The organism is Solibacillus sp. (assembly GCF_040273735.1).
Lineage (GTDB): Bacteria > Bacillota > Bacilli > Bacillales_A > Planococcaceae > Solibacillus.
The window spans coordinates 15,767-30,485 of sequence record NZ_JBELZM010000019.1 but is presented as its reverse complement, the minus strand read 5'-3'; the positions used below and the strand labels follow the sequence as shown (position 1 = coordinate 30,485).

The following is a 14,719-nucleotide window of genomic DNA, read 5'->3' as shown; positions in this document are numbered from 1 at the left end:
CATTCCTACTTTCTCTTTATATATATTGCTAGATGTTATATTAGTTTTAACGCTTACTTCGAATTTATATAGTAAATAAGATGATCTTTCCACTCGTCAAATTCATAGATAAACCCTTTTCTTATACATTCAAATTGAAGGCCAACACTTTCTGCTAGCTTAATGGATGGGAAGTTATCCAGATTTATGTGTGCTTCGATCCGATGATAATTCAGTTTATTAAAAGCTAGCGTAATCGCAGCTTTTACAGCTTCCTTTCCATATCCTTGTAACCAAAAATGGTTGTGGATCGTATAACCAAATCTTGCCCACTGAAATTCATCTCTCAACATTGTGGAAAAATCAACTGAACCAATATGCGCAAGATCCTCTTTCCGGAAAACCCCAAATACATAAACTTTATCCTCTGAAGCAAGCCTTTGATGGCGATCTACCAAATCTACAAACCAATCCTTTGTACAAATGCTCATATCTATTTTACCTTCATCGTATTGATGTTGTGATGGCAATCTATTTTCAAACGCGGAAAACCACGTTGTGTAATCTACTTCTTCAAGCGGTCTTATTACTAGTCTATCCGTTTCTATGCAGTCATTGAATTCCCTCAAAAAAACACCTCAATTTTTCAATCATTTTTCTATTTAGTCCTGCTTGTATTTTTTAATTTAATTTATATTTTGAATTGTTTATTATTTCACTTATCACATATTGCATATCATCAGACGAAGTATTGCTTGTATCAAAAATATGTTTTTCATTTAATCCTGATTCTATAAATTCATCCACCAATATCGCGCATCGTTCGCCCATTCTAGCGCTTGGCATCCTCATATTATCCCTAGTCAATAAAGTCTTTTTATCAGTCCATAAAACCACATAAATTACTTCCACATCTAAACTTTTAAGATTCTTGCTAAGCCTCTCTGCTTCTTTAGGGAAGGTTACATAATCAACGATGACGTCATTGCCATAGTTAATAAAGTTCATTGTCAGACTTAATATGTTATCCCAAATCAATACTTCTTCCGAGCTCTCCCATGGATTTTTTCTACCGTTTATGTGCATATGGCTAATATCATCACCAGAAATATAGGCACTGTTCCTAAATTTTTTCGTCAGTTCTTTTGAAGTAGTTGATTTCCCTACCCCAGCCGGACCTGAAATAATGTAGACCTTATTCGCTACTTTTTTGTTCATTTATTCAACTCCTTAAATTAGAGCATTCCTCAAGTCTGTTTCCCAATAAACCCATTTAAGTTATAATTTCCTTATTATTCTACTAGAATGAGGTGCGAAATGTTATCTTTATTTAAATATAATTGGCAAGTAAGGGAAGATTGGTTCAATTGGTGTGAATCATTACCTGAAGAAGAGTTTCATAAAGAACGGGTTGGCGGTATGAAAAGTATACGAGAAACACTTACCCACGTAATAGACTGTGAGTTGCTATGGTTGAATTCATTAGTTGATGAAAAAGTAGTTTTTGAAAGACGACAACTCCTTACTCATCTGAGTGAGATAAAAGAATATTCGACTTTTGTCCAATCGTTTACCGAACATTTAATTGAACAACTTCCTTCAGAATATGAAAATAAAATTATAGAAGTACAGCGACGAAACGGTTCAATATTAGAATTTACACAAAAAAAGATTCTCGCTCATATGATTACACATGAGATTCATCACATCGGCCAACTGTCGGTTTGGGCTAGAGATATGCAGCGAAAGCCGATTTCTTCGGATTTAATCATAAGACATTTCGAGTAATTCATATTCATCATCAAGCCTTTCCTCTTTATCCTTAATAAAATGGAAAATTTATGTTAAAATTTTCAGGAATGTATTTTAGGGTATATTAGAGTCATTTCAGTTCGTGGAAAACATAACAGGGGGTAATTAAGTGGATGTTTTGATGTTAAACGGATGGACTCCTTTATTATTGTTGGGAATTTTGTTTGCATTTATCATGTTTTTTATTGCCCGTAAAGTTTCAAAAAATGTTCTATTTTTAAATTCTGCTATAATGAGCCTAATTTGTTTCGGATTAGTACTTTTCAGCATATTTGTTGTTGGTGGTTGGGAAGGCATGGGTCTAGGCTTCTTTGCTTTTTCTATTTTTATAGGCGTTTGGATAGGTACTATTTTTGGGATTATTTATCAAAACACGAAGTAAGGGCTTTAGTTGAATAAGCAGATTGAACGCTCAGGGATATTTATAAACTGAGCGTTTTTTATATTCTCTACTGCCATATTACAGCTGACTTATATATGAAATTACATTACCAAATCTATAATTTCTTTTACCCATTCGGGGTTCTCATCAACTCCGTATTGCACACATAATTTCTTATGAATTTGAATAAATTCCGGGATGATATTTTTCATTACATTTAAAATTTCTTCTTGTTCTCTACTGCATTGCCACTGAATTAACAGTGATAATTGCCGTTCACTTAGTTTACTTCTATCCCCTTCTAATTTTGCCCAATCCCCAAAGGTATTCGGTTGTATGCCTGCTTCCATATACCAACCAGTTATCATGGATAATCTTAAATTATCTATATTGTGAAGTGCATAATAGATTTCTTTTCTCATCACTCTTCTGTATGCTTCATGCAAATAAGCAAAAAATTTTGTTCTCCAATGCTCTATTTCTTGAACAGAAGGTCTATACGTTAAATCCGCTGATTTTGTTAATACATCATGGATCAAGCCTGTTGGATCATGAACAATTTTTAATTTCTGAGTCCAGATAGAGGGCTTCATATCCACCTTTTTATAATAAAAGCTGTCCACTTTTATAAATGACCTGTAATGTGCCGTACTGTAGATTGCCCAATGAAAGTCTTCAAAGAAAAGAGCATTTTCCCAGTTACTGGCCCGTTGCTTTTTGTTCAACCTATACTCCTCATATACTTCATCTTTTACAACAATACGGAGATCGATATCAGAATATAAATCTGTTTCCTCGTTCCCTATGGACCCCCCGTAAAAAACGGCCAAAACATTTTCATCATTGATTAAATCAAGTTCGATTGCTTCCATTAATTCCTGACGATGCTTTGGAAGACAAGCATCTCGTTCTCTTTTTTTAGTTTCTAATCCCACACATTCTAAAACAGCTCCTTCGTTTCTACCTTATTATTAATATTCGAAAATGGAAGTCGAAAGTCCTCTTTTTGAATGTTGCAGTTTTTCACAGCAATCGGGGAATTAGCCACCATACTACAAGAAATATACTAAATACTCCCCACGCTACGGTAGCCATTATCCACCTAAGGATTAATTGAGTTGCAGAACTATCATGGATTTTATTTTTCAAGTTTCTCATTTTAATTGCACATACAACCATTCCCGTGATGATGAGTACAATTGCTAGCCCGGATAGGACATCCATTATTCAACCTCCATTCTCCCTTTTAAAGGAGTTCATTTATGGCGTAATCCATCATTTTAGAGCTTTTACTATTAATATAAAGGGGTTAAGGTGTTCGAAACAGAAATATTAATATACTAACGTTAAAATTTGTTAGAAATTGAAATTATTAAGGAGTGCTAAATATGTGGGAACGAAAAATGATTGAAACAACTAGAGGTACTTTTGAATATTTTACGTGCGGGAACGGAGAACCACTTGCCATTGCCCATTTTTATAGTGCTTTTAATGAGAAAGGTAATTGGTTTGCCAATCCATTTACTAAACAATATCAAGTATTTTTACTCAATGTCAGAGGTGCGGGTAACTCCCCTGAAATTATTTGTGATGAAGAGTTAAAATTACATAACGTTATATTGGATTTAGAGGCAATTCGGGAAGCCTTATCTTTTGAGAAGTGGACATTCGCCGGACACTCTACAGGTGGTATGTTAGCGCTACAATATGCAGTCGATAAACAACAATCTTTAACGAGTATCATATGCGGATGCAGTGCTGCCAGCAAAGAATATGCAAGTCATCCAAAGAGTATTTATTGTACTCAAAATAAAAATTTTAATCGTATTATTGAAATTATGGAAAGCTTGAATAACCCTGAAACACCGCTAGAAAAACGTAAATCCTTAGACTTTGAATGGGCACTTATGTCTTTCTCGAGTGAAAATAAATTAAAGAATGCACTTACAATACCTAATAGTGGGCGTATAGTTGGACGTGCGCTTGATTATTTCAGAAAAGTTGCTGTTAAACAATTTGATTTACGTCCTTCTCTACAAAAAGTTGAAATACCTAGTTTTATTTTTGGTGGACTTTTAGATGCCCAATGTCCGGTTGAATTCAGCTATGAAATTGCTGAATTGATCCCAAATTCATACCTTACAATATTCAATGATTCGAACCATTACCCGTTTGTAGAAGAAGCACAAGCATTTAATGCTTTTGTTGAAGAAACCTTCAATACGCTTAAGTATGTATAAACCTTTAATCAAATAAGAAATAATTTAGTAATAGTAAAATTAGCGCTAATGCAGAAAAAGAATACAACGCTGTGTTGGTTTTACTTATCTTTTTATTTTCCATTAATCATAACCTACTTTTTAATGTATTTTTAAAAATAAAAATTCTACTTGGGAGGCTATAAAAATCTCCTCTCCCTTTTCATTTTATTCTTTGTATTGATGAATCGATCTAGAAACAAAACGATAAACAAAATAAGATACACCACTTAAGCCTAAAATCCCGGTAATTGTCAGCAGCGTAAAGTCGTCTACATGCACCATGCTTAAAGCAAACAGTAAAAAGGAAAGAACGATTCCTGCGATAGCTAATAATACTCCCCGCATCATAGCCAATCTTTCACATATGCAACCAAACCTATTACGCCACCAATTGCAGCTCCAATAAATCCAGGAATAACATAACTCGGCTTTTTATTTTCACTATTCTGTGAAATAATTTTCTCTTTCATTAAATGATCACCCTTTATAAATTTATACGATCTGATTCTATAAAAGTTTCAAAATTCCGTTAAATAATCCATACCTCAGTCATACATATCTTTTTATACAGAATTCCCTGTAGCTTCTTTTGAAAATCACTCGAGATCATGAGCTAAATTTATTACGACAGTTGAATATAATGTGCTCGTTTAATAGGATTTTGCTTTTCCAAATAATATTCTTCCGCCACCCAATATCGTAAAGTATATTTATGTAATATTTTTTCTTTATCTCCGATATATGTATCTCGTTGAATTACACGCTTGTACCTCACTTCTTTAGGACAATCCAAGAAAACGATATAATCATAAAAACTTTTCCATTCATCCCGTAAAAGAAAGATGCCTTCTATGATTATCATGCTGTAGCCAGATATATTAATCGTTTTGTTGAAATGCGTATCCTCTTCTTTATTATAAAAGGGTAGTTTTATTGATGAAACATTTTGTCGTATTTTTTGAAAGAGCTGCTCTTTCAAAAATTTAGTGTCCCACTGTAATTGATAATACTCAAACCATTGCGCATGCCCTGTATTATAACGCTTGGATCTTTCAACAATATGGTCATCAATATGAATTACAACCACATTTTCTAAAATGTGTTCAAAGTGCTTTACAAGCGTAGTTTTGCCAGCACCCGATAAACCATCTATAGCAACGATATAAGGCCTTTTTTCAATATGCTTTTCATATCCCTCATTAATTTGACGAATTAAATTATCTAAATATTCCATTGAATGAAATCCTTTCAGCTATTAGTTGAAATTTTTTAAAATCTGTAATCATTTCGCTAAGTATATAAATATTCCTATATTGGAGATATCTTTTAATTTAGAGGATTTAGGTTGAAAAATCTAGAAATAAGTTAAGTAGTACGTTAAAAAAGTTAGGTGGTAATTGTTATGATAGAGAATTTAAAAGAGCATTTACAGCAATTAGAGGAAAGTCATACCGGGTTAGAAGTTAGAAGGAGTAAAGAAAAGCTTGATGCCATTTTAGCAGATGAATTTTTTGAGATTGGCAGCTCCGGTTATATTTATGATAAAAAAGAGTGTCTTGAAACTGGTGTTGTTTTGACAGAAATGAAGCTGCACAACTACGAAATCTACCCACTCGCTCATGACATTGTCTTAGCTACTTATTTTTTAGTTGATACAACTAGAGAAAGAAATACATTGCGTAGTTCGATATGGAAATTGATTGACGGGCACTGGCAGCTATATTTCCACCAAGGAACGATAACGCCACTTCAATTAAAAAATTTTATTAGCAGTTCAACTACAAAAAATTTGAATGTATCTAAATTGTGAGAAGATGGCTATGGGTAATCATAATCGGCGTCATTGTTTTTGGTTGGTTTATCTTTGATAGTTGGCAAGAGTATGGTAGAGATGCCATTATAGGAAAAGCTTTGAGTAGTAATATTGATACTATTTCAGTAACAGACCACAAAACAAATGAAGAACTTTTAGTATTTAAGATATCGGATGTTGCTTTTACTCCTATGGTTGAAATTTATCGATTCCCATATGTGCAGTTGGAACGGCCAGATAATAAACTTTTTAAAGAAGAGCCATTGCTCGATATCGAATACTTACAAGAAAACGAAATCAAGTATGTAGTGAGGGTCTATCAATTTGATAGTAAGCCAACACTAGAACAGCCTTTAGAAGACAGTTACATGTATTCACCTAAAAATAACGATAAAGTCTATCTTTTTGGAGTAAAAGGCAATGATCAGCTAGTAGAAGTGAATGAAGGGTTAAAAACGCTAGTAGATATCATCACTTTAAATTAAAAAAAGCGACAATCACTCTGTATAATGATTGTCGCTTATTATATTTTATATAGTAAAAGTTATGCTTTCACTTTAGACTCTACAAATCGGCTGAAGAATGAAAGGATTTTTTGGTAAACCGCAATTTCGTTTTCTTTTTTAGAGAATCCATGACCTTCATCTTCAAGAAGCATATATTCAACTTCACGGCCCTTATCTTTTAACGCCTGCACAATTTGATCCGACTCCTCTTTTACAACGCGTGGATCATTTGCTCCTTGGATAACGAGCATTGGTTTTGTCATTGTCTCTAAATACGTAATTGGAGAATATTCGATAAATTTTTCTTTGTCTCTTTCAGGATTTCCTACCCATTGATCCATCATCGGCTTCCAGTCTTCCGGAACCGAATTGACAAATGAAAACAAATCCGATGGTCCAAAGATATCGACTACCGCTTTGAAATAATCCGCATGACGTCCGTGAAGCAGTAAAGCCATATAGCCACCATAGCTTCCACCCATCAATAAAATATTGCCTTTTTCTGCATAACCGTTATCAATAAGCCAATCGAGACCTGCGACATTATCAAGTCGCGGACCATAACCCCAATCTCCGTTTACCATTTTCGTGAAAGCTAATCCATAACCTGTTGATCCACGGAAATTTGGCGCAAATATACTATAACCATTATTTAAAAAAAACTGGAACGAAGCTCTAAAGAATTTTCGCTCTGCAGCTTGCGGACCACCATGTGGCCAAAAGATGATTTCCCCATTATCATTTTCCTTTTTCGCTTTGAAGAATAAAGATTCAATTTCCAGCCCATCAAAAGAAGTATACGTAATGACTTCAGGCTCCACTAATTCGCTTTGGTCGACACCTGGAACTGTATATTGTGTAATAGAAGTCCACTCATTGTCTGTAAATCGGTAAATATTAACCGGTTTAGTAGCACTACCGCCTAACAGATATAAATTTCCTAACTTCGTCACAACAAGCTTATCGATAGTGCTACATGGCGTTTGAATTTTCTGCCACTCATCTGAGGACAAATCATACATGTATACAGTATCTTCTACACCTTTTTCACTAACAATATATAAGCGCTGTTTGTGTTGGTCATATTTCAGAGTAGTGAAGCTTTCATTCTCTAAATCTTTTACTTTAATAAATTCATCTGTTTCTAAATTATAGGAAGCTAAGTATGTAAAATCTGCGTTGTAGTCCGTTAAAAAATAAATAAGATCATCTGTTGCGAAACATGCATCACTTACCGTGTGCTGGGAATCGGTAGATGGTGTCAGCAAAATATGGTCATTCGCCCGTTTTGCATACAACAGTGTATGTGTATTTGAATACGCCGTCATATAAAGGAGGGTTTCTTCATTCGGGCTTAAACCGATCGTTAATGTAGGAGTAGTATTTCCTTCTAAAACTAATTCTTCCGCCCCTGTTTCCAGGTCATATTTATAAGTATTCAAAAAAGAAGGATTTCCTTTTGATGATGTGTAATAAAGCTTTTTCCCGTCTTCCGAAAGAATCATTCCAGTATTACGCGTTCCTTCTTCATTAATAATTGTTTTTAATGTACCGCCATGAAGCGGCAACCCGTAAAATTGCGTATTTTCATTGCCGTCATCATCAAAACCTGCAATGATGAATCTTCCTTGTTTGTCATACAAAAGACCATGACAGCTTTGGTTATTGAATGTCAACTGTGTCGGGAATGTACTTGGCAGATTCATTGCCCATAAGTTATACTTTCCGCTTAAATTTGTACTGAAGACAAGTTGTTTTTCATCTGGACTTACTGCAAAATCTCCTATTGAAAATGTCCTTAAAAACTGCTCTGCCCCTGGCTTAGGAAATGAAACCATATGAATATTCCTCCTTAATAATAGAAAACTGAATTATTACTAAATTACCATAAATAAACTATTATAGAAAGAAATAAGTAATTCACGAGAAAATTGTAAGTATTAATTCCTAATTACCTACTAAAAAAGCAAACCAGCACAATGCGAAGTTTGCTGTTTGAATAGTAACTATCTCTTTAACCATGCAAGGCAATGTTAAAACTCGATCAGTCATAAAAAAACGAACACTGATTCTTGTTACAGAATCGCGCCCGTTACGTGTCCCTAAACACACCCCTAAATATGGGTGATGGTATCTTTACTTAAAACGCTTTACGCTGGTAAATGCTATTGGTAACAAACCAAGAACTAACATAGACTATGATGACGGCAATTGTTGCTCCTGTATATAAAGCAGGGACGGATAAATTAATAATAAAATCCTTTATTACTGTCAATTGGTCAGCTAAAAATAATACAATTGCTGGTCCGATCGCTGATAAAAGGAGAAAACTAATCATAACAGCCGGAAAAATATATCCTGGTTTAAATAGATAAAATAATGGGAATGTAAAGGAAGCAAATAATAAAAATAAACTACAACCAATTGCAATATGTGTTAGCGTAAAAGGTTTATTGAAAACAAATAATGTGAGACTCGTCACTCCGATCGCTAAAACCATATAAATAATAGCACCGATATAGCGAGATGCGATAATTTCCGTACGAGTATAAGGTAAGGAATTTAATAATATGTTTGTCTCCACTTTTTCATCGTAAGCATATGTGTTAAAGGGAATAAGTATGCTGGCAATGAGAAAGATCAAAGCTGGATTCGCTTCCATTATTATAAAGAAAATGACAAAAGGAATAAAAAGTAATAGCTGTTTTTTCTGTAGTATGACATCACGTCTGATAAGATTAAACATGTTGTATTCCTCCTTTCAAGTAATACATAATATCTTCAAGAGAGGCTTGATCAATGGCAACGGTGTCTCCGAAGATTCTTTGTACTCCTTTAATATTATCCGTTAATGCTTCAAATCCTGTTGATGCACGGTGAACATGAATAAATGCTTTTTCAGTGTCTCGATCCAGAAGATCCAATCTTCCTTTAACGAGCGCATAGTTTTCACCTACATCAAGAATAGACTGATTAAATATTAATTCACCCTTCTGAATAAGAGCAATATAATCTGCAATACGGTCCAAATCGGATGTAATATGTGTGGAGAAAAAAATGGTACGATCTCCATCCACCATTAATTCCTGTAAAAGATCCAACAGCTCTCGTCTAAAAATGGGATCTAAACCTGCTGTTGGCTCGTCCATGATGATAAGCTCTGCCTGATGGGATAGTGCTATTGCCAAAGACGCCTTCATTTGCATACCTTTTGAAAAGGTCTTCATTTGTTTATTCAGCGGCAATTCGAATTTTTCCAAGTACTGATAAAATAGTGATTCATCCCAGCGTTTGTATGCAGGTCCCACGATACGTTTTATGTCTTTTAAGTTCAGCCCTTCAAAAAACACATTGCCATCGTATACAAACCCAATGCGCTCTTTAATCGCCTTCTCATGTTTCATGTAATCCAAACCGAAAAGCTTAATTTCCCCGACATCCGGTCTTAATAGATTCATCATCATTTTAATAGTCGTCGATTTCCCCGCACCATTTGCCCCAATAAATCCTGTTATAAAGCCTTTTTTCACTTCTAAATTCAGATTTTTAACAGAAAAATCTTTAAATTTTTTAGAGACATTTGTAAGTTCAACAACATTCTCCATTTGATTCACTCCTCATATAAAATTTTTAATAAGTCTTGTAATTCTTCTAGTGAGAGGCCAATTTCTCTGCTATTGATGATGACCGAGCTCATTTGTTCCTCAATGACTTTCAATTTCTTTTCTCTTATGACTTCTAAATTTTGCTCTGCAACAAAGGAGCCTTTTCCGACAATCGAATAGATAAAACCCGCCTTCTCTAATTCCTCATAAGCACGCTTTGTTGTGATTACACTGATTTGCAGTTCTTTGGCAAGATTACGCATGGAAGGTATTGCTGCACCCTCCTGCAGTTCACCTGCTAAAATTGCGGATTTTATTTGATTTGTAATTTGTTCATAAATTGGTTCCTTTGAAATGTTTGAAATAATTATTTGCATGCACAGCCCTCATTTTTTACTTATTCAAAAATACTTAAAATCTTGTTCTTTATTACTTGTTTTTACAGTTAAGCCGTAATATGAAATGTCAGTAGAAAAATTCAAATAATCAAACACCCTTATATAATGTATATACACTATAAGTACATTATATACATGCATTCAATATTTGTTCAACCATTTTTTGTAAATATATCTTTTTTATGTAAGACGAAATGTTGCTGCCACCGTAAAAAATACGCAAAGAAGCCAAAAACATTTTTTCACAATGTTTTTGGCTTCTTTTTTATTTGCAAATTTCGGAATTTAAACAGATAGATTGAAAATAAAAAGAGTAATACAGATGCCTGTTTACTCTTTTGTTTGGAATTTGCCCATAAATTTTTTTCGTACATTGGTTTAGATCCCCTAATTATCTATTTCCTTTTAAAAAGTACTTTCGCTCAAATTTCCCCTACTATGTCCTGTAGTGTTTGTATCTTTATTTATTCCATTTAATATCATTTCCATATAAGTACTCACAAGTTCTTCTTCTGTTACTTCTCCATCCGGATTATACCAATTATATGAACGGTTAACCATGCCAAGGATGCCAAAGATAACAATATCACTTCTAAGATCTTCCCTGAATTCTCCTTTTTCAATACCTTCATCAAAAAGTTTTTCGAGATTAATACGAAATTCTTTTCGATAACCATTTATTAACTTTAATTGCTTATCATCCAGATGCCGAAACTCCCGATGAAATACTCTTGCGCTCTTACCATGTACTTTAATATTTTTTATAATTAAATGAACCAATTTATTGATTTTTACTATACTGCTTAGATATTCATCATTTAAGATCACTGCCTGTTCAGCTAACAGCTCTTTAATATAATTTAAATGTATATCCATTAATAATTCCTGTTTACTTTTAAAGTAATAATAAAAAGTACCTTTTGTCACACCGATGGTATCAATAATATCTTGAATGGAAGTTTTACTGAATCCCTTTTTATCGAAAAGCTCTATACTTTCTTTTATAATTCTTCCTCGCATAATAGTGTGCTCCTCAAGTCTTAGATTTTAGTTAACTTTAATTCGATTCCCTTTCGATTACTAAAGAGATTCCTTGACCTCCACCGATACAAGCAGTAATAAGAGCGAATTTTCCAGCTGATCGTTTTAATTCATATACAGCTTTTGTTATTAAAATTGCTCCTGTAGCACCTAATGGATGGCCATGCGCAATAGCTCCGCCATTAACATTTAATTTTTCCGGATCGATTTCCAATTCTCGATCACAAGCAATTACCTGGGCAGCAAACGCCTCGTTCAATTCGATAATATCCATATCAGATATAGAGAGGTTCAACTTTTCTAATAGTTTTTTTGTTGCCGGTACTGGACCAATTCCCATAATATTAGGGTCTACTCCTGCAACGGCTGAATCTATAATCGTTGCTAATGGTTGAATCCCTAATTCTTCTGCCTTTTCTCGAGACATAATTACCATTGCAGATGCCGCATCATTAAGTCCGGAACTACTTCCAGCTGTCACAGTTCCATCTCTTTGAAAAGCTGGAGATAGCTTTGCTAATGCAGCTAACGTTGTGTTCGGACGTGGGTGCTCATCTTTGTTAAAGTGAATCGGCTCTCCTTTACGAACTGGTATACTAATTGGAACAATTTGCTCATCAAAACGGCCTTCTTCAATTGCCCTTGCCATTCTCTGTTGACTTCTTAAAGAATATTCATCTTGTTCCTTTCTAGTAATATCGTATTTTTTTACAAGGTTTTCGGCAGTAATTCCCATGCCTGGATTACCGATTTCTTCGGGAGCAAGGAGGGTTTTACGAGATTTTGGTGGGATGGAACTGTATGCTTGCTCTGGACGCTCATATTGATAGGGTGCACGGCTCATGCTTTCAACCCCACCGGCAACATATATATCCCCTGCACCAGATTGTATCGCTTGAGCAGCTAATGCAACTGCATTAATCCCAGAACCGCATTGTCTATCTATTGTTAATCCTGGAATATTGACAGATAAACCGCCTTGTAAAGCTGTCAACCTAGCAATATTTCCGCCACCACTTAAAACATTCCCTAAAATCACATCATCTATCATTTCTGGATTAAGATTTACTCGCTTGATTGCCTCTTTAATAACTTCTCCTCCATACAAATGAGCAGGAAGACTTGCTAATGCCCCACCTTGTTTTCCAATTGCTGTACGAACAGCTGATACAATAACAGCATCTCTTTTCATATATATTCTCCTCATTTATCATTTTAGATTAAAAGGATTTGCCCCCATCCTATTTTAAATAGAGACAAACCCTTTTTGATTAATAACATTCAAATATTAATTTCCCCTTAACCACAGCTTTTTGATGTTGGTTTATAGCTTTCACATCAAAGATTAGTGATTGATTTGCTTTATCAATTAAATCTGCCTTTAATGTAAGTACATCATCCAAAAATACCATTCCTGAAAACCGAATGTTGTAGTCCTTTATATAGCCCTCTTCAAAATAAGGCGTAAACAGCTTGGAAAGATTGCCCATCGTCCACATGCCATGTGCAATAATACCAGGCAGACCAGCTTTTTTAGCTTCCTCGTCAATTGTATGAATCGGATTAAAATCGCCGGAAGAACCTGAATACTTGATCAAATCCATTCTTGTTACTGGTTTAAGTGTCGTTTCAAGAGATTCACCTTTGCTTATCTCTGCTAATATTGTCATACGTTTAACGACCTCCTTACCGTTTCAGTGATGATTGTAATCGATTCTTCCGTAAAAATTAATTTTCCATCGCTGTCTTCACCGTATCTTGTCATCTTCAAGAAGCCCATTTTTCCGGTGCTGCCCTCTTTTTCATAGTAATCTTCTATTTTCGAGTAGCAATAGACTTCCTCTCCTACTAAAAGAGGTCGTTCATAGTGATAAATTTGTTCACCGTGTATTAATCCTTTTAGCGGTAATTTTAGTCCCTCGATATAGCCGGATCTTAACACCCTTGGAAATGTGGGAGGAGCTATATTTGTGCCAAACCTCGATTTTTCACCAATCTCTTCATCTATATAAATTGGGTGATTATCTCCAATGGATTCCGCAAATCTTCTTACAAGCTCTCTTTCAACTACATTTCTAACTTTGTTAGAAGTTAGACCAATATATTCTGTATACAAGTTGTCCATCCCTCCTTAATTTGTCGGTCCGCCGGCTACATAGAGTACTTGCCCGTTTACAAATGAAGATTGTTCATCCGCAAAGAAAGCAACTGCATTGGCAATATCACTTGGCTTTCCAACTCTGCCAACAGGAATTTTACTAGCACCTGCTTTTAAGAAATCCTCAAATGGTATGCCCATTCGATCTGCAGTAGATTTTGTCATATCTGTCTCGATGAAACCAGGTGCAACTGAATTTGCAGTAATGCCAAACTTCCCGAGTTCTCTTGCCAGTGTTTTTGTCAGACCTTGTAAGCCTGCTTTAACCGTTGAATAATTTGCTTGCCCAGGGTTTCCTAATGCTGAAGTTGAAGAAATATTGATAATTCTTCCATACTTCTGGTGAACCATATGCTTTTGTGCTGCACGCGTAGTATTAAAGGCCCCTTTTAAATGAACATCGATTACCTGATCCCAGTCATTATCATTCATTTTAAACAGTAAGTTATCACGGATGATACCTGCATTATTGACTAAAATATCAAGTGATCCATATTCCTGGATCACTTGTTCCATTGTTGCCTCTACTTCCTGTGAATTTACAACATTTGCCTGAAGAGCTAAAATATCGAATCCCTTATCTCTAAATTCAGACTGTACGTTTTGTAAAGCTTCTGCATCGATATCAATTATGGCTATTTTTGCGCCATCTTCGGCAAAATTCTCTGCAATACTTTTTCCAATTCCGCGACTACCACCAGTAATAAATGCAACTCTATTATCAAACCTTTTCGTCATATAAAATCCTCCTGCCTTTTCTACTA

The 14,719-nt window shown here is 34.8% G+C and carries 20 protein-coding genes; 5 read left to right on the top strand and 15 right to left on the bottom strand.

The annotated features are described in order from the left end of the window. Window positions 1-53 precede the first annotated feature (53 nt). Both ABS917_RS16145 and ABS917_RS16140 read right to left on the bottom strand, forming a co-directional pair. On the bottom strand, window positions 54-608 hold the full coding sequence (locus tag ABS917_RS16145; protein WP_350479969.1) for a GNAT family N-acetyltransferase: 555 nt from the start codon (window positions 606-608) through the stop codon (window positions 54-56). Window positions 609-660: 52 nt separating this feature from the next. Next, window positions 661-1,197, bottom strand: a complete 537-nt coding sequence (locus tag ABS917_RS16140) for a P-loop nucleotide/nucleoside kinase family protein (RefSeq protein ID WP_350479968.1) — start codon at window positions 1,195-1,197, stop codon at window positions 661-663. 99 nt (window positions 1,198-1,296) lie between these two features. Here ABS917_RS16140 and ABS917_RS16135 point away from each other — a divergent pair, with 99 nt between their 5' ends. Both ABS917_RS16135 and ABS917_RS16130 read left to right on the top strand, forming a co-directional pair. Further along, a complete protein-coding gene (locus ABS917_RS16135) occupies window positions 1,297-1,767 on the top strand; it encodes a DinB family protein (RefSeq protein ID WP_350479967.1) in 471 nt (156 codons plus the stop codon). A 133-nt stretch (window positions 1,768-1,900) separates the two neighbouring features. Next, window positions 1,901-2,173 (top strand): YesK family protein, encoded by a 273-nt coding sequence (locus ABS917_RS16130; RefSeq protein WP_350479966.1) that lies wholly within the window; start codon window positions 1,901-1,903, stop codon window positions 2,171-2,173. Window positions 2,174-2,274: 101 nt separating this feature from the next. Here the strand turns inward: ABS917_RS16130 and ABS917_RS16125 are convergent, their stop codons facing one another. Continuing rightward, window positions 2,275-3,108 (bottom strand): hypothetical protein, encoded by an 834-nt coding sequence (locus ABS917_RS16125; RefSeq protein WP_350479965.1) that lies wholly within the window; start codon window positions 3,106-3,108, stop codon window positions 2,275-2,277. 453 nt (window positions 3,109-3,561) lie between these two features. Between ABS917_RS16125 and ABS917_RS16120 the strand changes: the two genes are divergently transcribed. Further along, window positions 3,562-4,413 (top strand): alpha/beta fold hydrolase, encoded by an 852-nt coding sequence (locus ABS917_RS16120; protein ID WP_350479964.1) that lies wholly within the window; start codon window positions 3,562-3,564, stop codon window positions 4,411-4,413. A 186-nt stretch (window positions 4,414-4,599) separates the two neighbouring features. Here ABS917_RS16120 and ABS917_RS16115 read toward each other — a convergent pair whose 3' ends face one another. The 3 genes from ABS917_RS16115 to ABS917_RS16105 all read right to left on the bottom strand — a co-directional run bounded on the left by ABS917_RS16115 (window position 4,600) and on the right by ABS917_RS16105 (window position 5,668). Further along, window positions 4,600-4,779 (bottom strand): hypothetical protein, encoded by a 180-nt coding sequence (locus tag ABS917_RS16115; protein WP_350479963.1) that lies wholly within the window; start codon window positions 4,777-4,779, stop codon window positions 4,600-4,602. Further along, window positions 4,779-4,904, bottom strand: a complete 126-nt coding sequence (locus ABS917_RS16110; protein WP_350479962.1) for a hypothetical protein — start codon at window positions 4,902-4,904, stop codon at window positions 4,779-4,781. The genes ABS917_RS16115 and ABS917_RS16110 overlap by 1 nt, the downstream gene beginning before the upstream one ends. A gap of 152 nt (window positions 4,905-5,056) precedes the next feature. Continuing rightward, a complete protein-coding gene (locus ABS917_RS16105; RefSeq protein WP_350479961.1) occupies window positions 5,057-5,668 on the bottom strand; it encodes a kinase in 612 nt (203 codons plus the stop codon). 168 nt (window positions 5,669-5,836) lie between these two features. On the opposite strand from ABS917_RS16105, the gene ABS917_RS16100 reads away from it, so the two are divergent. Next, complete coding sequence (locus ABS917_RS16100; RefSeq protein ID WP_350479960.1) at window positions 5,837-6,244, top strand: nuclear transport factor 2 family protein; 408 nt, start codon at window positions 5,837-5,839, stop codon at window positions 6,242-6,244. After that, the gene (locus tag ABS917_RS16095) at window positions 6,241-6,732 is read left to right on the top strand and encodes a histone acetyltransferase (RefSeq protein WP_350479959.1); all 492 of its coding nucleotides are present in this window, start codon (window positions 6,241-6,243) and stop codon (window positions 6,730-6,732) included. Before ABS917_RS16100 ends, ABS917_RS16095 begins: the two co-directional genes overlap by 4 nt. 59 nt (window positions 6,733-6,791) lie before the next feature. Here ABS917_RS16095 and ABS917_RS16090 read toward each other — a convergent pair whose 3' ends face one another. From ABS917_RS16090 to fabG, 9 genes are all read right to left on the bottom strand, one after another. Next, window positions 6,792-8,591, bottom strand: coding sequence for a S9 family peptidase (locus ABS917_RS16090; RefSeq protein ID WP_350479958.1), 1,800 nt, complete (start codon window positions 8,589-8,591; stop codon window positions 6,792-6,794). Window positions 8,592-8,893: 302 nt separating this feature from the next. Beyond that, the gene (locus ABS917_RS16085) at window positions 8,894-9,499 is read right to left on the bottom strand and encodes an ABC-2 transporter permease (RefSeq protein WP_350479957.1); all 606 of its coding nucleotides are present in this window, start codon (window positions 9,497-9,499) and stop codon (window positions 8,894-8,896) included. Next, window positions 9,492-10,358 (bottom strand): ABC transporter ATP-binding protein, encoded by an 867-nt coding sequence (locus ABS917_RS16080; RefSeq protein ID WP_350479956.1) that lies wholly within the window; start codon window positions 10,356-10,358, stop codon window positions 9,492-9,494. The genes ABS917_RS16085 and ABS917_RS16080 overlap by 8 nt, the downstream gene beginning before the upstream one ends. A gap of 5 nt (window positions 10,359-10,363) precedes the next feature. Beyond that, window positions 10,364-10,735 carry a GntR family transcriptional regulator gene (locus ABS917_RS16075; protein WP_350479955.1) on the bottom strand — a complete coding sequence of 124 codons (372 nt, stop codon included), beginning with the start codon at window positions 10,733-10,735 and terminating at the stop codon, window positions 10,364-10,366. Window positions 10,736-11,161: 426 nt separating this feature from the next. Beyond that, entirely contained in the window at window positions 11,162-11,776 is a 615-nt protein-coding gene (locus ABS917_RS16070) for a TetR/AcrR family transcriptional regulator (protein ID WP_350479954.1), read from the bottom strand. Window positions 11,777-11,813: 37 nt separating this feature from the next. Further along, the gene (locus ABS917_RS16065; RefSeq protein ID WP_350479953.1) at window positions 11,814-12,989 is read right to left on the bottom strand and encodes a thiolase family protein; all 1,176 of its coding nucleotides are present in this window, start codon (window positions 12,987-12,989) and stop codon (window positions 11,814-11,816) included. Window positions 12,990-13,068: 79 nt separating this feature from the next. Continuing rightward, on the bottom strand, window positions 13,069-13,467 hold the full coding sequence (locus tag ABS917_RS16060) for a MaoC/PaaZ C-terminal domain-containing protein (RefSeq protein ID WP_350479952.1): 399 nt from the start codon (window positions 13,465-13,467) through the stop codon (window positions 13,069-13,071). After that, window positions 13,464-13,913 carry a MaoC family dehydratase N-terminal domain-containing protein gene (locus ABS917_RS16055; RefSeq protein ID WP_350480000.1) on the bottom strand — a complete coding sequence of 150 codons (450 nt, stop codon included), beginning with the start codon at window positions 13,911-13,913 and terminating at the stop codon, window positions 13,464-13,466. Before ABS917_RS16055 ends, ABS917_RS16060 begins: the two co-directional genes overlap by 4 nt. Before the next feature lie 15 nt (window positions 13,914-13,928). Next, window positions 13,929-14,693: a 3-oxoacyl-ACP reductase FabG gene (gene fabG, locus ABS917_RS16050; protein ID WP_350479951.1), complete on the bottom strand. Its 765-nt coding sequence runs from the start codon at window positions 14,691-14,693 to the stop codon at window positions 13,929-13,931. Window positions 14,694-14,719: the final 26 nt, after the last annotated feature.